The organism is Metabacillus arenae (genome assembly GCF_014773385.1).
GTDB classification, from domain to species: Bacteria; Bacillota; Bacilli; order Bacillales; family Bacillaceae; genus Metabacillus_D; species Metabacillus_D arenae.
In genome coordinates this window covers 75,485-95,883 of record NZ_JACXAI010000015.1, presented here as the reverse complement: position 1 = coordinate 95,883, position 20,399 = coordinate 75,485, and the positions used below count along the sequence as shown (strand labels likewise).

General features: G+C 36.9%; 21 protein-coding genes and 3 pseudogenes. 8 read left to right on the top strand and 16 right to left on the bottom strand.

The genetic code is table 11. From position 1 onward, the window contains the following. Positions 1-66: 66 nt before the first annotated feature. Entirely contained in the window at positions 67-909 is an 843-nt protein-coding gene (locus IC621_RS27025; RefSeq protein ID WP_191158694.1) for an STAS domain-containing protein, read from the bottom strand. 328 nt (positions 910-1,237) lie between these two features. Here IC621_RS27025 and IC621_RS12755 point away from each other — a divergent pair, with 328 nt between their 5' ends. Together IC621_RS12755 and IC621_RS12750 are read left to right on the top strand one after the other, a co-directional pair. Beyond that, the gene (locus IC621_RS12755) at positions 1,238-2,038 is read left to right on the top strand and encodes an SDR family NAD(P)-dependent oxidoreductase (protein ID WP_191158693.1); all 801 of its coding nucleotides are present in this window, start codon (positions 1,238-1,240) and stop codon (positions 2,036-2,038) included. Positions 2,039-2,089: 51 nt separating this feature from the next. After that, positions 2,090-2,593 (top strand): cupin domain-containing protein, encoded by a 504-nt coding sequence (locus tag IC621_RS12750; protein ID WP_191158692.1) that lies wholly within the window; start codon positions 2,090-2,092, stop codon positions 2,591-2,593. A gap of 87 nt (positions 2,594-2,680) precedes the next feature. Here the strand turns inward: IC621_RS12750 and IC621_RS26485 are convergent. The 6 genes and pseudogenes from IC621_RS26485 to IC621_RS12720 all read right to left on the bottom strand — a co-directional run. Next, a pseudogene (locus IC621_RS26485) lies at positions 2,681-2,776 on the bottom strand (metal-dependent hydrolase); the annotation flags it as partial. A gap of 120 nt (positions 2,777-2,896) precedes the next feature. Continuing rightward, positions 2,897-3,178 carry an AbrB/MazE/SpoVT family DNA-binding domain-containing protein gene (locus tag IC621_RS12740; protein WP_191158691.1) on the bottom strand — a complete coding sequence of 94 codons (282 nt, stop codon included), beginning with the start codon at positions 3,176-3,178 and terminating at the stop codon, positions 2,897-2,899. A 342-nt stretch (positions 3,179-3,520) separates the two neighbouring features. Beyond that, positions 3,521-3,874: a VOC family protein gene (locus tag IC621_RS12735; protein ID WP_191158690.1), complete on the bottom strand. Its 354-nt coding sequence runs from the start codon at positions 3,872-3,874 to the stop codon at positions 3,521-3,523. A gap of 154 nt (positions 3,875-4,028) precedes the next feature. Then, positions 4,029-4,559, bottom strand: coding sequence for a chromate transporter (locus tag IC621_RS12730; protein ID WP_191158689.1), 531 nt, complete (start codon positions 4,557-4,559; stop codon positions 4,029-4,031). Beyond that, the gene (locus IC621_RS12725) at positions 4,556-5,110 is read right to left on the bottom strand and encodes a chromate transporter (protein WP_191158688.1); all 555 of its coding nucleotides are present in this window, start codon (positions 5,108-5,110) and stop codon (positions 4,556-4,558) included. Before IC621_RS12725 ends, IC621_RS12730 begins: the two co-directional genes overlap by 4 nt. Positions 5,111-5,207: 97 nt before the next feature. Then, positions 5,208-5,429: pseudogene (locus tag IC621_RS12720) on the bottom strand (Lrp/AsnC family transcriptional regulator); the annotation flags it as partial. A 228-nt stretch (positions 5,430-5,657) separates the two neighbouring features. Between IC621_RS12720 and IC621_RS12715 the strand changes: the two are divergent. Then, the gene (locus IC621_RS12715) at positions 5,658-5,993 is read left to right on the top strand and encodes a DUF3889 domain-containing protein (RefSeq protein ID WP_191158686.1); all 336 of its coding nucleotides are present in this window, start codon (positions 5,658-5,660) and stop codon (positions 5,991-5,993) included. A 368-nt stretch (positions 5,994-6,361) separates the two neighbouring features. Here the strand turns inward: IC621_RS12715 and IC621_RS12710 are convergent, their stop codons facing one another. Continuing rightward, on the bottom strand, positions 6,362-7,489 hold the full coding sequence (locus tag IC621_RS12710; protein ID WP_191158685.1) for a 2-methylaconitate cis-trans isomerase PrpF family protein: 1,128 nt from the start codon (positions 7,487-7,489) through the stop codon (positions 6,362-6,364). A 145-nt stretch (positions 7,490-7,634) separates the two neighbouring features. Between IC621_RS12710 and IC621_RS12705 the strand changes: the two genes are divergently transcribed. Together IC621_RS12705 and IC621_RS12700 are read left to right on the top strand one after the other, a co-directional pair. Then, complete coding sequence (locus IC621_RS12705) at positions 7,635-8,498, top strand: LysR family transcriptional regulator (RefSeq protein WP_191158684.1); 864 nt, start codon at positions 7,635-7,637, stop codon at positions 8,496-8,498. Positions 8,499-8,765: 267 nt separating this feature from the next. Next, entirely contained in the window at positions 8,766-10,073 is a 1,308-nt protein-coding gene (locus IC621_RS12700; protein ID WP_191158736.1) for a CitMHS family transporter, read from the top strand. A 360-nt stretch (positions 10,074-10,433) separates the two neighbouring features. On the opposite strand, the gene yyaC is transcribed toward IC621_RS12700, so the two are convergent. Together yyaC and IC621_RS12690 are read right to left on the bottom strand one after the other, a co-directional pair. Continuing rightward, on the bottom strand, positions 10,434-11,018 hold the full coding sequence (yyaC, locus tag IC621_RS12695) for a spore protease YyaC (protein WP_318153038.1): 585 nt from the start codon (positions 11,016-11,018) through the stop codon (positions 10,434-10,436). Between the two features lie 316 nt (positions 11,019-11,334). Continuing rightward, positions 11,335-12,471: an AbrB family transcriptional regulator gene (locus IC621_RS12690; RefSeq protein ID WP_191158683.1), complete on the bottom strand. Its 1,137-nt coding sequence runs from the start codon at positions 12,469-12,471 to the stop codon at positions 11,335-11,337. Positions 12,472-12,642: 171 nt separating this feature from the next. On the opposite strand from IC621_RS12690, the gene IC621_RS12685 reads away from it, so the two are divergent. Next, positions 12,643-13,515: a LysR family transcriptional regulator gene (locus IC621_RS12685; RefSeq protein ID WP_191158682.1), complete on the top strand. Its 873-nt coding sequence runs from the start codon at positions 12,643-12,645 to the stop codon at positions 13,513-13,515. Positions 13,516-13,748: 233 nt separating this feature from the next. Here IC621_RS12685 and IC621_RS12680 read toward each other — a convergent pair. After that, positions 13,749-14,118: pseudogene (locus IC621_RS12680) on the bottom strand (hypothetical protein). A gap of 304 nt (positions 14,119-14,422) precedes the next feature. Between IC621_RS12680 and liaG the strand changes: the two are divergent. Next, positions 14,423-15,274, top strand: coding sequence for a LiaG family protein (liaG, locus tag IC621_RS12675; protein WP_191158681.1), 852 nt, complete (start codon positions 14,423-14,425; stop codon positions 15,272-15,274). Between the two features lie 229 nt (positions 15,275-15,503). On the opposite strand, the gene IC621_RS12670 is transcribed toward liaG, so the two are convergent. Together IC621_RS12670 and IC621_RS12665 are read right to left on the bottom strand one after the other, a co-directional pair. After that, positions 15,504-16,361, bottom strand: coding sequence for a VOC family protein (locus IC621_RS12670; RefSeq protein ID WP_191158680.1), 858 nt, complete (start codon positions 16,359-16,361; stop codon positions 15,504-15,506). 110 nt (positions 16,362-16,471) lie between these two features. After that, positions 16,472-17,107, bottom strand: a complete 636-nt coding sequence (locus IC621_RS12665) for an FMN-dependent NADH-azoreductase (protein WP_191158679.1) — start codon at positions 17,105-17,107, stop codon at positions 16,472-16,474. 227 nt (positions 17,108-17,334) lie between these two features. On the opposite strand from IC621_RS12665, the gene IC621_RS12660 reads away from it, so the two are divergent. Further along, positions 17,335-17,745, top strand: a complete 411-nt coding sequence (locus IC621_RS12660) for an Rrf2 family transcriptional regulator (RefSeq protein WP_191158678.1) — start codon at positions 17,335-17,337, stop codon at positions 17,743-17,745. Positions 17,746-17,787: 42 nt separating this feature from the next. On the opposite strand, the gene IC621_RS12655 is transcribed toward IC621_RS12660, so the two are convergent. The 3 genes from IC621_RS12655 to IC621_RS12645 form a co-directional block, all read right to left on the bottom strand. After that, a complete protein-coding gene (locus IC621_RS12655) occupies positions 17,788-17,988 on the bottom strand; it encodes a hypothetical protein (RefSeq protein WP_191158677.1) in 201 nt (66 codons plus the stop codon). Beyond that, positions 17,989-18,765 carry an SDR family oxidoreductase gene (locus IC621_RS12650; protein WP_191158676.1) on the bottom strand — a complete coding sequence of 259 codons (777 nt, stop codon included), beginning with the start codon at positions 18,763-18,765 and terminating at the stop codon, positions 17,989-17,991. Positions 18,766-19,095: 330 nt separating this feature from the next. Further along, on the bottom strand, positions 19,096-20,079 hold the full coding sequence (locus IC621_RS12645; protein ID WP_191158675.1) for a 2-hydroxyacid dehydrogenase: 984 nt from the start codon (positions 20,077-20,079) through the stop codon (positions 19,096-19,098). Positions 20,080-20,399 lie beyond the last annotated feature (320 nt).

Below are 20,399 nucleotides of genomic sequence, written 5' to 3'. Positions count from 1 at the left end.
AATAATATAAAAAATGATCAAAGAGCTAGGCACTTTGCTTAGCTCTTTTTCTATTTATATTCTCCATCATTTTATCTTAAATCCTATATATTCTAAAGCTTGGTTTAAGCTTGAAAAAGAATCTGTATCTTTGAAATTAAGTCCAAGTTGAATCATTGTTTGCGCAATTTCCGGCCTAATCCCGCTCAGTTTTGTTTCAACACCTATAAGACTTAAAGCATGGATGACTTTGAAGATTTGATTGGCCACCATTGTATCAATAATGGGTACACCTGATAAATCAATAATCAAATGCTCCAACTCAAATTGAGAGCTTTGAGTTAAGGCAACGTCCAGCAAAATTTGGGCTCGGTGGGTATCAATATCTCCTATTAACGGAAGAATACCTATCTTCTCGGCTATTCTTACAATTGGGACAGACAGTTCATCTACTGCTTCTTTAGCAATTTTGAGATTGGCATTATATTCCTTCATATACGAAATATTAATTTGCTGAATGGCGTAGTCTACAACAGAATTAAAGGCAGCAACCACTTCATAAAATTGGTCCAAAGTAAGATGAGAAATCTTAGCTTCTTCTTTTATGATAGTCCCTATTAAATTTCTATAAAAACGAATTTCCTCATTCGCTAAATCTAATGGCAAATTAATTGTTACCAATAAATCGGCTGCTTCGTTTCCCCACTGATCAACAAGATGATAAGCCTCTTCCTCATTCAATGTGATTGAATTGGAATACATCTGAATCACATTTTCTCTCCATGTTATTAGATCTTCTGTTTGGTTTAAAACATTTGCTGGGTAAGAAATATTTATTTGTTCCGTTATTAAATTTAATAAATGACCTTTATTCACTTCAATCTTTCTGCTAATTTTCTCGAGGGTTGGATGAATCTCTTGCTCACTCACTCTGACTTATAGCTCCTTTCGTATTGAATATAAATAAATGGCATTAATATATACCCTTATTTTTTTCATGTAAACATATTTTCATTATACAAAAAAAGGGGGTGGTTTACAGTTTGTACTAATCTCAGGTGCAACTGATAAGCCCACCCTTCTTTCTTTCCATCTCTTTAATGATTTTAGCTGTTATACTAATGATTTGCAGGTTATATCTGCGAATATCAACTTCCTAGTGTTTTTCTGTACTTTTGCTGGGGTATAAAATGATATAGATAGATAAGTTTAGATCATTTTCAAAAGATGTCATTCATTTTAATTAGGAGGATTTTTAATGCCTGTTTTTCATAATGAAGCACTGAAGAACGAACATATTCTAATTACGGGAGCAACTGGAGGAATTGGTTATAGCACAGCAAAGGCTGCTGTTCTTGCTGGTGCGAACGTTACCCTTACAGGAAGGAATGAAGAAATGTTATCTAAGATTGAACAAGAATGTAATGAGTTAAATTCAAATGCCAAGGTTTTTTCCTATAAAGCAGACCTTACAAATAAAGAACAACGCCAACATTTGCTAAAAGCATCAATTGATGAGATTGGTTCCATTACAGGGCTTGTAAATTCAGCAGGTATTAGCGGCGGAGCAATTTTGGAGGATTTATCAGAAGAGGATCTGCGAAATATCATGGAACTTAATTACATGTGCACAGTTTTATTAACTCAGGATGTTTATTTGCAGATGAAAGAAAAGAAAAAAGGTTCAATCGTTAATGTTTCCTCCTTATCCGGATTAAGAGGGACTCATGGAAACACAGCATACAGCGGTTCTAAATTTGCTCTAATCGGTTTTACTCAATCGTTCGCTTTAGAAGCTATAAATGATCAGATTCGAGTAAATGCGGTATGCCCTGGCTACGTTGATACAGAGATGGGGAGAAATGCCATTAAATCTAAGGGTGAACGGGAAAATCGAAGCTATGAAAAGCAATTAGAAATAGCAAAAGAGAGTATCCCTTCCCGCAGACTTTCCACACCTGAAGAAGTTGCAAACACGATTCTATTTTTGCTGACAGATGCTGCCGTTAACATTGTTGGTGAGTCAATAAAAATATCTGGCGGAAGTGTCATGAGGTAAAGTGAATCAAGTTATTAGTAAACAATTTTAAAAAATAAAAGGAGAGATTTGATGACTGTAAATGAGATCGTGACTTACACTTTTCAAGACGACGGCATTATCCCAAATAACTCTAAACTTTCAGTCCTTCTGTACCCTGGCGTGTTTAAGGACCAACCTAATGATATAGAGGAAATTTTCAACAAAAATAATTGGCTGAACAGCTGGACAAACGGGGTTTTCAATTACCATCACTATCATAGTAATGCCCATGAAGTATTAGGAGTAATGAAGGGCTCTGCTACGATACAGCTTGGTGGTGAACAAGGAAAAGAGGTCATTGTTGCTGAAGGCGATGTCCTCGTTCTTCCAGCGGGAACAGGTCATAAAAAAATCAAATCAAGTCCTGATTTTAGAGTGGTTGGCGCCTATCCAAACGGAATGAGTCACAATATGAAAACTGGAGAGCAATCAGAACGACCTGTAGTTTTCGAAGAAATTAGCCAGGTTCCTTTGCCTGAAAGAGACCCTGTTTATGGGGCTGAAGGCCCTTTGCTTGATAATTGGTCATCCTAAAGACCTTATAAATAAAACCGCCTCCTAACCGAACTCGTTAAAAAATAGAAAGGCGGCGGTTTTAATTAGACACCCACATGCTTATGCCGTCCGATGACCAAACAGAAGGTTTATTATTTTAGATAAGATCGGAAACTTCCGGCCAATCTTGCTACCACCTTGACAAACATCCGGAAGCAAACTCCTAGATTCTCCCACAACAGTGAAAAGAATAGTTTCATAATGTATGACATGAACTAATGTGACACTTGCAGCAACACTTAAAAATAGAATTTAGACACTAGGATTGTTAAATAACTAGAATTATAAACCCATGCCTTCCTTTTCCTCTATCTCCTGAAGAAGTAATTCCGCACCTTCAGGACTTAATATAATTCCACCTGGGTACATCTTGTTCTTATCTGAAACTTCACCGGTTACCGCACAAGCTTTGTAAGGTTTGTACTTTTTGAGGATGATTTTATCAACCTCGACAAAAATTTCTACTGGATCCTTTATATCAAGATCAAGAGTACGCCTCAATTCAACCGGAAGTACGACTCTTCCTAGTTCATCTACTTTTCTTACAATACCTGTACTTTTCATACTTATCATCTCCCTTTGTAATCATTCGTTATTTCATGGTCCTGATATTCAATAAAGTATTTGGTGATTTTCCCCATATAGTTCTTCACCCTAAATTGAAGAGTGAATTAAAACTAGGGCGGTATATTTTGTTTGTCTACTATCTTATTAATTTGATTAAATGTATACCTCGTAAAATAGGATTGTTTTTACATAATTTTCTTCTGGCTGTTCGTTCCCTTCGCTTTCAAGAACTTTTTCCTCTCATGTTGACATTCCATTGGATCAATTCAGGATGATCGTTTGATACATTCGTGATCTCAAACGATTCAGGAAGTACTTTTGCTTGGGTAAGCGCCCCGGTCATGACTTTCTTTCTATTAAACCAAAACCAATCCCCACTGGATCCACTAAATAGGCTAGATAAAAATCAGCAAATTCCATTTTCTCACGAGCTACTTGTGCACCATTTCCCTTAGCTTTTAACAGAGCGTTATCTATAGAATCCACTTCAATCTGAATTCGAGTACCATGAGGATAATCACTTGGTCCGAGGGCGACACCGCCGTCTACTCCTGGTTTTTCTTTTGAACCGGTGTTAACTCCCCAATAATCCCATTGAGGCTCACTAACCTTCCAACCAAACACTTCAGAATAAAAGGCAGCAGCCTTTTTAGGATCCTGACTGCTCATTTCAAATGATACGACACGTCCCATATAAGTTCTCCTTTACCATTTATTAGCGCTACATTGAAAACTTTTTACAGGGACATATTTCCATATTGTACCGTCAATATCCTTCTTCTTTATTAAAATAAATCCTTTAAGAATAACCAGCTCTTGAAGCATTTAATTTTAATACCGGTCTGATTTACCTAAGAAAAACCGCTCCGTAACAAAGCGCCCCTACAATGACATAAGCTGGCTGCACCTTCCACTTTTCTAAAAACAAGCAGCTTGCTGCAATTAGAATCAAGCTGTGAAACCAGCCTGCCTCAAAGTAAGAGCTTCGGAAAAATTCGAATGTCATGACTCCGAGTAACACGGCAATAGTCGGACGAACCAAATTAGTCAGAGCCTGCACTTTTGGTGAATCTTTAAATTTGTATAAGATCCCCAAAAGGCCAATCATCAACATCAATGAAGGCGCAACGGTTGCAAAAACACCAATGAAAGCACCAAGAAGCCCGCCTTCCATATAGCCGATATACCCAGCCATTTTGGTAGCAATTGGACCAGGAAGCGCATTTCCAATCGCCAGCACCTCACTAAATTCTGCTGTCGTCATCCAGCCGTAACGGTCAACCACCTCATTTTCCACCAATGGAATGGATGCCGGCCCTCCTCCATACCCAAGGATGCCTGGAATAAAGAAAGCCAAAAAGATATCCCAATAGATCATGAGGTTTCCCCCTTTTTCTGCTTTTCTTTTTTCATTAGCGAATATAAAAGGATAGCGCCTATTACTATTCCAGGATGAACATTTAGGAGCTGCATCAATAAAATACTGACAATTACTAAAATAGATGTAGTGAGCCACCCCATCTTTTCTTTCGATTTCTTAAAAAAGTCCCAAGTTAATACCGCCAGCATGACTCCGACAACTGGAACAACCGCTTTTGTCATTCCTGCTACCCAAGGTAGATCTTTAAAGGAAGTAAGGGAAGTAAGCAAAATAATCATGAGTAGAATCGTTGGCAGGATTGTCGCAAGAACAGCTGTACTCATCCCTGCAACCCCAGCGACTCTGTGTCCGATATACCCAGCCATTTTGGTAGCAATCGGGCCTGGGAGAGTATTTCCCAGTGCTAATATGTCTCCAAATTCATCATCTTTAATCCACTTATACCTTCCTACTACTTCTTTATGAACGAGCGGAATCGAGGAGGGCCCTCCTCCATATCCAAGCATACCCACCTTGAAAAAAGCTAAAAAAAGCTGCCAATACTTCATTTGATCAAGTCCTTTTCATGTTGTTTCACCAGGCTGCAACTGTTCCGTCTGTTCTCGTTTCACTTCCGCCGCACAATACACCTGTTTTATTGTCGCGCTCACAATCGACTTCAAAGAAGGCAGACACCGTTTTACCTACAGCCTCTGAATTTATCACGACACTAAACTTTTCGATAATGCCCTTTTCCATCATTTGGTTAACACGTTCTCTAACCGCAACTCGTGAAAGACCAAGCTCTTTTCCAATATCCACATAAGACATTCTGCCATTGATTGAAAGCAATTCAAGAATTTTTTTATCGGTTTGGTCAACTTTCAAATTTTTCACCACTCAAAACGGAATTTTTTTAATAATTTTATTACCTAAAGATGATCCTCACAAGTTTTATTCTATATCTAAAGCTTTGAGAATACCTAATCTTTATTAAGGTTTGTTTCTATACTATACCTATCCTTGGGGCATTGCCGATTTTTCTATCACATCCCATTAAATTTGAATAGTCTTGCCTTTCATGCAAACACTATTCAAAAAGAAGGAAGTGATATCATGAAACGATTTGTTAATGGCTTGCTCATCTCAATTATGGCTTTAACTACTTTTTTTCAAATGACACTTCAAGTTAATGCAGAAATAACCGCACCAGTGCCTGAATATGCGAAATGGGGAAAACTTGCCGTTAATAAAACAAAAGATAAATATCCAAATGCTCAAGTCATTGACTACCTTCACATTGGAAAGGAAGAAAATAACCGAATCTCAAAGGAAAAATTCAAATTAATCGTCAGGCAAAACAGCAAAGAGTTCGGGGTATTTGTCACGATTGAATTTAATGAGGACACAGAAGAAGTTAGAAACATCTCTTTTCAAGAAACAACTCCTTAGGAGCTAAAAGCACGAGGTGATCCCGTGCTTTTTTCTATTTGAAGTTTTGCTTGTGACCCGGGTTTCGGACTTAGCACCGGAGCTGGAAACCAATAATATTTTTGAGATACTTTAATTAAAACTTCAACTGAATCTAGCTCCCTAAAGTTATTTTACATAAGTGGTAACAGTAGGTGGTGCTCTTAGTCTGTGTTCTTCTTTTTTCCGGAGAACAGCGGGCAAGTTATCCCCCGCCTATCTACTTTGTTCCTTTTAACTGTATGTTAAAAGTATGTCTCAAGGGTTATAAATTACGAATAAGTTACTTAACCACCTCTAAGATGGTAGAAAGCGAAGAGCTCCCTATGTCTCCTTTTAGAAGTATAAATTTACGCTAACATGGAGGAAGATTTGTAATTTTTCTTAGTATATACATATCCCTCCAATATTGTCCTTGCTGTGCGGGCTACCTTTATTGCATTAATATGCCCGGCAATTAAATCTACCTTGGTTTGCATAATGCCGGCAGGATGTGCTAACCGAACTACTTCTTGATTAACAGTAATAATTTCTGACAAGATCGTATTGTTTAAAAAGGCGCCTGCAGTTGTACAAATGGCACCTGTTATTGCAAGAGCTTGATGAGGTTTTTGCATGGACATCATTCTTACCGTACAGTCCATATCCGAAGCTTTTCTTTCCACACCCATTACATCCATATAATCCATAGGAGGAGAGATGATTGTCATTTTTGGGACAGCGGGAGATTTTTTAGTTGCGTCTTCTTTAGGAGCAAATTTACACATTTCAGCCGCAATTGACCTTATTTCCTCTAGTTCGGTCAATTTTTCTTGAGTAAATTCATGAGGCAATTCAGATCCAATAAGACCGACATCTGGAGCATGTACAAAGACTAATGGATTGGCCACATCAATAATAGAGACATTTATATGACCACTAGATGTTTGAATCGCATCGATAGAGTTTCCAGTCGGAAAAACTTTTCCGGATACTGCTCCTTCAGCATTAGTGAAAGAAAGGTAAATAGGAGAGCCTGTACCCGGAACACCTGGAATTGAACATTTTCCATCCGTTTTGACTTTCCCATTTTCAACTTCCACTTCAGCAATAATAACCTTCTTAGTATTTGTGTTATATATTCTAACTGTTGTAATAGGCTCTATCGCGCGTACTAATCCTTGCCCAATAGCATATGGCCCTACCGCAGAGGAAATGTTTCCGCAATTGCCTTTATAATCAACCAGTTGATTTTCAATACTTATTTGTGCAAATGTGTATTCCACATCGATCTTTTCTAAATCTGACTTTTTGATAATAGCCGCTTTACTCGTTAATGAATTTGCACCGCCAAGCCCATCAATTTGTCTGCGATCTGGACTTCCCATAATATCCAATAAAAAGTCATCCCACAGCAATCGATCGGCTGGCATGTTCTCAAAATTAAGAAATACACCTTTACTTGTCCCGCCACGCATAACAACTACAGGCACTCTCATCTCAATAACCACCTTTTTTTCATTTTAAAAAAGTTTCAGTTCTTCTAAAAATATAGTAAGATAAGTAAAATCATAAGTAAAATAGATATTTTATTAAAGAAAAACAAAAAAAAACTTATAATTAAAATGATTGGAGCTGGACAATATGGATGAAAAAGACTGGAATGCTATACGAATTTTATATGAAGAGAAAAATATTAGTCGCGCATCAGAACGTTTATATATTTCTCAACCAGCGTTAACCTACAGACTTAAAAATTTAGAGAAAGAGTTTGGGACTAGTTTGTTTTTTAAAATAAAAGGAGGCATTGAGTTTACTTCTGAGGGTATGCACTTAGCACAATACTCAGAAGAAATGATAAAAAAATTGCAGAAAACAAAAGACTTTGTGTTAAATATGCAAAGTGAAGTCAGAGGAACATTGAGGCTCGGAGTATCAAGTAACTTCGCTCAATATAAGCTGCCTAAACTATTAAAAAAGTTTTCGATTAAATACCCCAATGTGCAATTTAATGTGAATACAGGCTGGAGTGCTGACATTATGAACCTGCTTGATTCCTCTACCGTGCAATTGGGAATTTTACGCGGAAATTACGATTGGTATGGAATAAAAACCTTGTTACATAAAGAAAGACTTTGTTTAATTTCTAAAAAAGAAATAAATATAGAAAAATTGCCCGAATTACCATTCATTAACTACAAAACAGACAGCTCCCTGAAAAATTTAATTAATGGATGGTGGCAAGACAGGTTTTCTGAGCCGCCATTCGTTACGATGGAGACAGATAGACAAGAAACGTGCAAAGAGATGGTCAAAAATGATTTAGGTATTGCCATACTGCCTGAAATTTGTCTTCAACGTTCTGATAACCTCTATACTTATGGTTTATCTTATAAAAATGAAGAACCTGTATTAAGAAATACATGGTTAATGTATAATCAAGAATCTTTAAAACTATCCACTGTTAAAAATTTCATAGATTTTTTAAACAAAAATCCTAACATTTAATTAAATAAAACGCTAAAAAGAACGAGAAAAGCAATCCGAAATTTTTCTCGTTCTTTTTATGCTCATTTTTCCCCTTAATAATTATAAGTTTTTTATTAAAAAAAGTGCAAAAAATTTATATTTTACTTATTTATTCAAGTGTAATACGCTAAAAAAAGGAATATTCCGAATATACTTAAAGTTCTATGTGCACTATGAAGCTTCATTCCGAAATACTATTTTTAATTACATTGTTTGTAAGCGATTTCTTAATAGGAGGAGATTACTATTCTTACTTTTTTAGGAATTTCAATGGTAGTAGTTTTTACTTATTTAATCATGGCAAAACGGTTGTCACCTGCTGCTGCTCTTGTAATAGTGCCAATTGTCTTTGCACTTATTGGCGGGTTTGGCTTAAATCTCGGGGATATGATGCTGGATGGATTAAAAGAAGTTGCTCCTTCAGCAGCTTTACTATTATTTGCTATTCTATTTTTCGGAATTCTAATCGATGCCGGATTATTTGATCCACTAATCAATAAGATGTTGAAAATCGTCAAAGGAGACCCAGTTAAAATAGCTATAGGTACTGCAGTTATCGCAATGACAGTCGCATTAGATGGTGATGGAACAACTACTCATATGATTACAATTTCCGCAATGTTGACACTTTATTTACGGTTAGGTATGAACCCTCTCGTTCTTGCAACAATTTCCATGCTTTCCGTTAGTATTATGAGTGGTATGACTCCTTGGGGAGGTCCAGCTACAAGAGCCATCGCATCTTTAGGCGTCGATGCAAATGAATTCTTTCTTCCGTTACTGCCTACAATGTTCGCAGGTATGGCATGTATTCTTTTTATATCCTATGTTCTTGGAAGGAAGGAGCGCGCAAGAATTGGTATTATCCATATCGAGGAAATTCCCAAGGATTCATTAGAGCTAAGTGAAGCGGCTGCAACTTATTCTCTGCAAGACAATATTAAACGTCCTAAATTAAGATGGATAAACCTACTATTAACACTCACCATTATGGTCATTTTAGTAATGGGTATACTGCCTGTTCCAATTTTATTTCTAATCGGATTTGTGATCGCTGCCATGATTAATTATCCTAATTTAGAACAACAAAAAGATCGGATCGGATCTCATGCTGGTAATGCCTTAACAGTTGTTGTATTAGTATTTGCTGCCGGTATTTTCTCTGGAATTTTTTCCGGAACAAAAATGGTAGACGCAATCTCAAATTCATTGGTGTCCATCATTCCTGAATCTGTAGGTTCCTTCTTCCCGATAGTCGTTGCCCTAACAAGTATGCCGTTTACTTTTGTTTTGTCAAATGACGCTTATTACTTTGGCGTATTGCCAATTTTAGCTGAAGCAGGAGCTGCTTATGGAGTAAGTCCTTTAGAAATTGCAAGGGCTTCAGTGCTAGGGCAGCCGGTGCATTTTCTAAGTCCACTTGTTGCATCCACGCTATTACTAGTAGGAATGGTCAAAACGGACATTGGTGAACTTCAGCGTTTTGCATTTAAATGGGCTCTTTTATGTTCGCTGGTCCTTACACTCGTTGCTTTCTTAACGAGTGCTATATAGTGAACCTTCCATCAGTGGGATTATCTTCATCCCCACTGATGGGTTAGATGTGGCCAAAGAAATGTGGGTCACATAGACTTTGCCACGGACGCCTGCGGATAGTCTGTGTTCCTTATTTCAGGACACCTGCGGACAAGTTTATCTTTTTTTTGTTTCTGAAGATTGAGAAGGTGGTTTTACTGCCCGCTTTGAGTGAGATGAATCAATGATTAACTCCCAATCTTCATTTTTATTCCAGCAATAATAAGCGGGGCCTTCCAAACTCAGAAGATAATCTGGAGTTTTGGATGGGCCCGGCTATTTTTACAAGAAAATAACCTAATTTTAAGATATAATCGTTCGTAACATATAGCTTCTCTATCAAATTGTTTCATTATTTTCTTCTATTTTACTTATCACTTTAAAAATAACCTTTGCCAGGTTCATTACGGTATATAATCGGGTATCATTTAAAAACTGTGATGATGGCAGCGGATCGATATAATTAACAATTCCCTTGAAATGATAATCTCCTACCTCCGGCAATATCTTCTGAAGGGCTTTTCCTGGAGCAAGGGGGCCCTCTTTAAAAATAACATAACCCACTTGATTTTTATCACCTAGACAAGCATCTATACTAAATATAAGAGGTTTTTTAAATTGTTTATTGATTTCTTTCAATATTCCTTTTAAATTAAACGCATGAACGGGTTCTTCTAATGTTCCGTAAACGCGGTAAGGTAGTTGGCTTTCTTTGAGCATCGTTCCAACCAATGGACCTAATGAATCTCCAACGTATCGGTCTGAGCCAATACATAAAAAGACAATATCTTTATTCTCAAGTAATGATTGCTGAATAATTTCTTTTATTTTAATTGCAATTATTTCTATTTCCCTTTCTTTTCGTCCATTGGTTTTCACATAAAATAGATCTTTTTTTTCTTTATCGTTATAAAAAGGACTCACTACTATCCCCCTCAATTTGATCTAAGCAACTAATAGTAAGCTGTTTTCATAATTATAAAGTAAAACTTCGATCAGTAGGAGGTTTTCTGTATCCCTCCTTATGGTTAGTTCCTATAAGGATTGCTTAAAGATCTTTGAGACCAACAGGTTGTGGCTCCACAAACGCTGCCACATGATGCGACGTTCTTAGTCTATGTTCCTATTTTCGAACCTTTACAGGCACGCTAACTTCTTATTTCAACTAAATCTAAGCCCAATAGGATTTACTGCCCAATATGAGTAGAAAAAAATCAACAGAAAATTAAAAACTGTATACCTAAGCTGATATGCGAGAGTGTGTTTTCTTTTTTAACTCCCAATGTCTTAAGAATCTAAAGATTGGGGGGAGTATGAGGCAAACGGCGACCACCCGGAGCACCTGTACCGCCACGACAAATGTAGAGTCAGCTTCTAAAACGACTGCAGTAGTAGTCATTTCTGCGATGCCGCCTGGAGCAAATGCTAAAGCGGAAGTGTGAAAAGGTATACCCGTTACAGTCGAAACAATAAAAGCGCATAAAAACATGGAGAGGATCAAGCCAATTGTACTCAAAAACGAGATGAACAAGGTTCGCTTTAATCCTCTAAACATATTTTTATGGAAACGAGAGCCAATGCTTGCACCTATAAAAATTTGAGAAACAACGATAAAACCTTGCGGCCACCAGGCAACGAGATCGAATCCGATAAATACAGAACTAAACGACTTAACAATGGCAACACTCACCATACTGCCGATTAGCCATGGGGCAGGAAACTTTAAATATTTTCCAAAATAATATCCAACCCATGCTGTCAGTACTAATGCAACGGTCCATAAAAGCTGCTCTATTTCAAAATTTGTGCTTTCTGTTGAAGCAGTATGGCTATTTTCAAAATCAACAGAATTGCCGATCCACAAAGATATGATTAAGGGGATAGCAAGTATGACTAAAAATACACGCATCGTTTGAATTATGCTGACAATACCAGTGTTAGCACCAACATCTTCTGCAATACTTGGGAGAGAGGACATGCCGCCAGGGGCAGTTGCAAAAAAACTAGTGAGCATATCCAATTTGCTGTATTTCCATAAAACGAAACCAGAAAGTAAAGAAAAAAAGATAGACAGAAGAAGCATAATGAGAATCGTTGCCCAATTTTCTTGAAAAATGAATAGAACAGAGCTATTTATTTTCTGGCCTAATTCAATACCTAAAATACACTGTCCAATATATAACCAATATTTCGGGATCCCCTTTTGATTATGAGGTACTTTCCAGAATTTTGAACGCAGAATAGAAAGAAAGGTTGCCATGAGGAGTGTTCCAATCATCCAGCCAATTGAGAGGCCTGTTAGAGAAAGAAGTAATCCCCCTACCCCGCTTATTGCTACAAAACGAACAAATTGTAAAAAAGCTTTATTTTCTTCCATTCTGAATCCTTCTTTCGGTTTTTGAACTTGGATAAAATCACTTATAAAATGTAACTAATTTACTATTTTTGATTGTTACAACAAATATAGTATACTTTTAGAAATAAATAAAATATCGAAAATTAATATTTATATATAAAAATAATTGATGGTAAAACGGAGGTTATTCGTTTGGATATGCGGGATTGGATGGTCTTACAAACCCTTTACAAGGAAAAAAACATTACAAAAGCAGCTCAACATTTATATATTTCTCAGCCTGCTTTGACAAATCGTTTGCAGCAATTAGAAAAAGAATTTGGCGTTCAAATTGTAAACAGAGGAAGACGAGGAGTCCAATTCACCCCGCAAGGAGAATATTTAGCAAGATGTGCAAATGAGATGTTGTTAACCATTCAAAAAATCAAGGAGAATGTCCTAAATATGGAGCAAAACGCAGCAGGAACATTAAGGTTAGGCGTTTATAATTTTTTTACGGATTACAAGCTTCCCAATCTATTAAAGCTATTCAAAGAACAGTATCCCAATATTGAATTCAAGGTGACGACAGGCTATAGCAGTCATATTGCTCATTTAATTTATAATCAAGATGTCCATATTGGTTTTGTTAAAGGAGATTACAGCTGGAAAGATCAAAAACGTTTGTTATTTGAAGAGACCATATGCATTGCTTCTAAAGAAAAAATAGATATTCATGATCTCCCCAGCTTGCCAAGAATTGACTATCATACCGACGCTCTCCTAAAGACTTCCGTGGATAAATGGTGGTCCGAAAATTTCATCCAACCACCACTAGTCAGCATAGAAGTCGATAAAGCAGATACATGCAAAAAGATGGTCGTTAACGGTTTGGGTTATGCTATTTTACCAAGTATGATTTTAAACGATGTTGATGATGTGTATAAAATTGTGCTCAAAACGAAAGGTGGTCAACCGATCATTCGTAAGACATGGATGCTTTACCATGAGGATTCCTTAAAATTAAACATCGTTAAATCATTTGTTGATTTTATTGAAAATTTGGACATAGAGAATGACATTTAATAATGAGCTTGGTTATCTGTTCTAAAAATCTATTATCAGCAGTAGCTTTTTTAGCGGGGGCATCTAATGATTTTCATTACGTCAGGCTGTTAGAGGATTTCGAATCGTCATATTACTCAATGCTTTTCAAATAAATAGATCTTTTGTACTCTCAATCCTTATTTTGCGATCCATCACCGCTTTATTTTTCATTTGCTCATTTCTTATTCCATTTCGACATCCCAAAGTAAAGCTTAATCTTCCTCCAACTTCCTTAATCTGTCGCGAATTTTCAGCATGCCTTCGCGTGGATTAGGTTGTTGAATAATAACATACCGATATTTTTCATGTCCTTGCAGTTCGATAATGAGCAGAGGTTCACGACTGCCGTAAGAAAGAAAATACCATTCATCCGCATACTTGAAGCTTCCCTCATAAATGTTTAAAAACGGTAGAAGTTCCAGGCATTCGCAGCATCCATGCTGGAGCATCAAAGTAATCAACAAATGCCTTTTTTATTATCGTGTAGGGCATGGTCACCTTAGATTTCAGGGCAAAAAAACTTGTTAATCCAGTCAGCTTTAACGTTACTTCTTTTTCACCAAAATGCAGTTCCCTTCCCATTTAAAATATTCTCTCCTTTTCCTTCTTTTTAAAATATCAATTTGGTATGTAACCAATTATAAACAACTTCTATTTATGGAACAGTTTTTTCATTTTAGTGCTTCGATAAATGGTGATTCCATTCATTTCCTTATCTTATAAAGCGAATTATACTCTTCAACAATTCTTTATTAATCCTTACCTTCCATTAACCCATATCAAAATACGCCTCAAGACTTAGTGGTTACTAGTGCAACAGTACATTGTCGAAATTTACCACCTATATTAAAATCAAATTATAATAAAACAGAAGGAAGGGACAGACGTGAACAATAAACTCATCATATCTATTGTCATTTTAACGGGAATTTTTATCGCTTTATTTGTGAATGTTTACTCGATTTTTCCGTTTGGAAACAAAGAAACAGAGGCTGCCGTTACGGACAGCACAGATGAATTGAATTTGAAGATTTCTGATGCAGAAACGAAGGTAATCCCAGTAAAAGACAACAAAGTAAGAGCAGAGCTTAAAGGAAAAGGGGACTTGAACGTTTGGCATAGCGGAAATACTGTGAATGTAGAATATAAGAGCAATTGGTTTGAATGGTTTTTGGCTGGCGAGAATCAGGTAACCATTTATTTACCTGAAGATTATAATCGAGACATGTCTGTAAATGTCGGTTCCGGAAGCCTGACATTTGATCATAATGATAGTCAACCATTTGAATTAAACGAATTCTCTTTAAATATAGGCTCTGGCGAAGTGAATTTAAACAATTTGACTGCAAAACATTTTGACCATGATGGTTCCTCTGGAGATTTAGCCATTGAAACGTTAAAAACTGTGACAAGTGAATTTAATATTAGTTCAGGCAGTGCTGCTATTAAGAATTTTAGCGGAAAAATAAATGGAGAAGTATCCTCAGGCGAACTTCTTATTCAAATGAATCAGCTGACGGATTCGATTGAATTTGATGTCAGCTCAGGAGATGTTGAACTTGATTTACCGACTGAATCTGATTTCACACTCAAGGGTAACGCGAGCAGCGGAGAGATCACTTACGATTTTCCCCTTAACAGTGTGAAAGAAAATGATGAGAAAATCGAAGGAACCCATGGATCAGGAAAACACTCTATCGATCTTAATGTTTCAAGCGGTTCGATTGAGCTCTACTAAGATGCAAAAGAGGAAATAGAAATGGCAGCTTTCTATGTGTCATTTCTATTTTTTATGGTACCTATTAAATTATAACAAGAGAGTACCCTCAAAAATAGAGCGTGTCAAACCTACGCTGCCACTCGGGAGACCTCTCCGGAAAGGGAATGACTTTTGAACACAGAGGGGTTTAGCGCCTGGAGCTGAACAACTCACTTTAGTTTTTAATTAACTTACAAAACAGTCTAAGTTAATTTTTTAAAACTTGTAAAACAATATTTGTTCCCGAAGGATCCTGTGTGAAGTTTAATTCATTTTCTTCGTTTACAATTGAACCTATTCGATCTAATTGTTCCACGATTTTATTTTTCACATCATTATTAGGAAGTATGAGCGAATACCATTTTAAACCTACACTATTTTTTTTCGGTGCAGGGATTCCTGTTCCATTCCATGTATTAAAAGCAATGTGATGATGATAGCCTCCTGTTGAAATAAAAGCTGCCTGATCCCCATACCTTGCTGCCAAATCAAAACCCAATCCTTCGAGATAAAACGTTTCTGCCTGTTTGATATTTGCTACATGTAAATGAATATGCCCAATTATTGTCCCGCTCGGCATCCTATTCCATTCTTCCCCGTTTGCTTCAGCAAGTAAACTCTCAGCGTCAAGAGGATTCGTCACCATGCTAATTTCGTTATTTTGCCAAGTCCATGTTCTAGAGGGGCGGTCAGCATAAATTTCAAGCCCGTTTCCATCTGGATCATCCAAATATAGTGCTTCGCTTACTAGATGATCAGAAGCTCCGAGTGGATACTGTATATTGATTAGATGAGCGAGCATTCTTCCTAAATCTGAGCGGTTTGGCAGCAGCAGAGCAACATGATATAGTCCGGTTTTTCTTGGCTCTTTTTGTAATACTCCCTCCGGCTGTTCAATGGTAATTAGAGGTCTTTTCCCATCAGCAGATAATACAGCTGTTTTCTCAGTTTGCCTTAGCACCTGAAAACCAAGAGTATCCCGATAAAATATCATTGACCGCTTCAGATTTTCAACAATCAACTGAACTTCACCAACGAAAATTTGTGGAGCCTGATGAAATGTCATATCCTTATCCACCTTTCCTTTTACAATAATAAGGGAGTTACTTATGTAGTAGAGATTGAAGGTTAAGAATAAGCCGATTGTTTTTTCAAAACAACCGGCTTTTTTTAGATTTAAAATGTGCGAGCCAAATCTTTTGCACGGACAATTCCATTCTCTTTAATTTCTTGTGCCTTTTCTGGCATTGCATTATGTCCTTCTATAAATAAGCCCTCAAAAGAAGGAACTCCATAGAACTGCATGATGATTCCGATATAACGATGTCCCATTTCCATTTCAGCCGCAGGGCCTTCAGAATAGAAACCGCCGCGAGCTTGAATGTGTAATGCTTTTTTATCTGTTAACAAGCCGACTGGACCGTGTTCTGTGTACTTGAATGTTTTTCCTGCTACTGATACTGCATCTAAATAAGCTTTCATAACAGGCGGGAATGAGAAGTTCCATAAAGGAGTAACAAATACATATTTATCTGCATCCACGAACTGTTCACTTAATTCTGCTAAACGGGAGACTTTTATTTTCTCTTGTTCAGACAATTCTTCAAATTTTGTACCTGATTTAAGCTTTCCCCAGCCGCTGAACACATCTACATCCATTTGAGGAATATGTTCTTTATACAGGTCAAGATGAACAATCTCATCGCTTGGATTTACCTCTTTGTAAGTATCAATAAATGCTTTTCCTGCTGCCATACTAAACGAAACAGCATCATCATGCGGATGAGCCGTGATATAAAGTAGCTTTGCCATAATTGTTTCATATCCTTCCTTTAATGAATTATCACAATACTATATTATCCGTGGAGGATTAATCTCTTATACAATATTAATAGTAGGAGCTCCAAATGTAACTATAACAGTTACACCAACATGTCGTAACCATTATAGTTACATATAGATCTGTTTGTCAAATAAAAACGTCTAAGATTGAAAATTGAACAAATTCCAACTACAATAAAAGTGGATGGTGAAAAAACATGATTAATTCCCGCTTTTCAGTCGCAATTCATATATTAACTTTAGTGGCATCGCAAGCAGAATGCCATCTCAAATCAGAAATCATTGCAAGCAGTGTAAATACAAATCCTGTTGTCATTAGACGAATAAACGGCATGCTTAAAAAAGCAGGTATTTTATCCTCCAAAGCTGGAGTAATCGGATCAACTCTAACCCGTGACCCTTCAAACATAAAACTTTTAGATATTTATAAGGCTGTACAAACTGAGGACGACCTTTTTGCCGTTCACGAAAAACCTAATCCTGAATGTCCAATTGGTGAAAAAATTCAACAAACCATTAATACCAGTTTTCAAAAAGTACAAGCTGCCATGGAAAAAGAACTCGCTAAACAAACCTTGCAGGATATTTTGGACCATTTGCACTCATGAAAAAAGAACGCTATCACTCGGACAGCGTTCTTTTTTTATCTTTTAGGGGCAATTTTTTAAAAAAATAGATCGTTCTGCTTTGTTTGAAAAAGCAGGCAGATTGTTGTTTACAGATTCGTGCAGGACAAAAAGCAGGACATGATCAGAATAGTCAACTTTCTGAATAAGAACCAATTGTTCAATCCCACCTATATGAACAACCTTCATTTCAAGGAAAGTACTTGTTTGTGAAGAGGCGGCCACTTAACCTCTTAGCAGCGATTCAGCTCCATCAATAAAAATATCAGTCCCGGTAATATGACTTGATGCGTCCGATGCCAAAAACGCAACCAGATCTGCCACTTGCTCAGGGGATCCTGACTTTTGTTCCAAAGGCTGGCTTCCTTCTGGAAACTCGACTGGTATTTCAACCTCTTCAACTGCCTCATCTTTTTCTGTATTTTCTTCAATATTCGTATCAATTGCACCCGGACATATCGCATTTACTCTTATTTTATATTGAGCAAGCTCTAAGGCCGCCATTTTCGTAAAAGCAACCTGTCCTGCTTTTGACGTAGCATAAGCGGACATTCCAATGTTCGAAAAAGTCCGGTTTCCATTGATAGAGCTTGTAATAATAACACTCCCGCCGTTCTCCTTTAAAAATGGGATGCTGTATTTTAAAAATATAAAAGTGCTTCTTAAATTCGTTTGCATGACTTCATCCCAGTCATTCACGTCAAGTTCTTCAATCGAGGAGAAGGTTCCATTAATACCTGCATTTAAAAACAGACAATCAATTTGCCCCCATTTGTCTCCAATTGCCTCAATGCATTCATGGATTCGCTCTTCATCTTTGATATCTACATCTAAAACGATTGCTTCTCCTCCCTTATTTTCAATTTCCCCTTTTACCTTTTCAGTCCGATCCTCTTTTAAGTCCACTAATGCAACTTTCATCCCTTGCTCAGCAAGCTTTATTGCCGATGCCCTCCCAATACCTGAACCTCCGCCTGTTACAACCGCAATTTTATTAGACATAAGATTCCTCCCTTTCCTAGTTCATAAGATACTATCTATTTCCCTCTGTCATTTTTTTTAACCCTTTATTCTTGAAAATAATGCTTACTTACCTATTATTACAATTAATTACAATTTTTATAAAAAATCTTGACTCTACCCAATCTCTGCTTATTCTAACTAGCTTCCATGATGAATAAGCCAGAGTTTTAAGCTTTGACCGAAGTTTCGATGAAAATATACAATTACATTAACCAAAGGAACTTAATTAACTCTATCTAAATGAAGATAATGAAACAATCTTTCAACTAAAAAACCTAGCCCTCTGCTTTCAAGCAGGGCTAGGTTTAATCATGGGTTAACTAACCCTCTTAGCTCTGGTACAACGTGTTTAGGTATTTTTCCAGTTACTCCGGCAACCAGATTTTCTGCAGCAACCATTGCCATTTGTGACCTTGTTTGCATTGTGGCTGATCCAATATGAGGAAGGGTTATGACATTATCTAACTTAAGAAATGGGTGGTTTTGATCAATTGGCTCCTGCTCGAAAACATCAAGACCGGCACCACGAATTTCTTTGTTCTCCAATGCTTTAATTAGGGCTTGTTCATCGATTGTTTCTCCTCTTGAGGTATTAATAAAAAAAGCGGACTGCTTCATTAAGGAAAACTCCCTTTCCGCGATTAGATGCTTTGTTTCCTCAGTCAGCGGAACCATCAGCACAACAAAGTCGGCTTCTTGCAGTAATTCATTTAGCTTTTTATAGACAGCACCAAGGCTCGTTTCAACGTCAAGCTTTCGATTTCGATTATGGTACAGCACGTTCATATTAAATCCAAGCTTGGCCCGCTTTGCAATTGCTTCTCCGACACGACCCATGCCAATAATACCGATTGTTTTATGATGAACATCAAGTCCAAATAAATCATCTTCTAATTTCTCTTCCCATTTTCCTTCCTTCACAAATCGATCAAGCTCAGGTATTCTCCGGGCTGCTGAAAGTATGAGTCCAAATGCCAGATCGGCTACTGTATCATCGAGCACAAATGGAGTATGTGTCCCAATCACATTGTGCATAGCCATTTTTTCAATATCAAAATTGTTATAACCGACAGAGCTGTTACTTACGATTTTCAGATGTGGAGCTCGTTCTAACAACTGAGAGTCAATCTTTATTCCTGATAATAAAAGGCCTTCTACTTCCTGTATCTTATTCAGTAGTTCGCGTCTAGGAATCGGGCTTTCCCCTTTCCATACTTCAACCTCCGTGTGTTCTGTTAAAAAAGATATCACCTCATTTGGAACTTGTTTTGCCAGAAATACTTTAGGTTTCATAATATTCCTCCTTAAAACCTGCCTCTAACAGGATTTCCTTTTAATAAAGTGAATAATCTGATATTTCCATATTAAGGTTAAGAATTGTTCATATAAATCTTTGCTTAAACTAAAGAAGAAACAATCTACCATATTGCAAATAGCTTCCAATAGACTTTATTTCTTTTTTTGTATATTTGGCAGTTAGTAAAGTATATATATAAACTTTTGTTTTTTTTAAATAAGAATTGAATGAAAAAGAAGTTTAGCTTCATCAAATTCCAATAAAGATCGTCATTTTCTCTTTTAGTTGTTTATCATAGTGAAGATATGGGCATAGT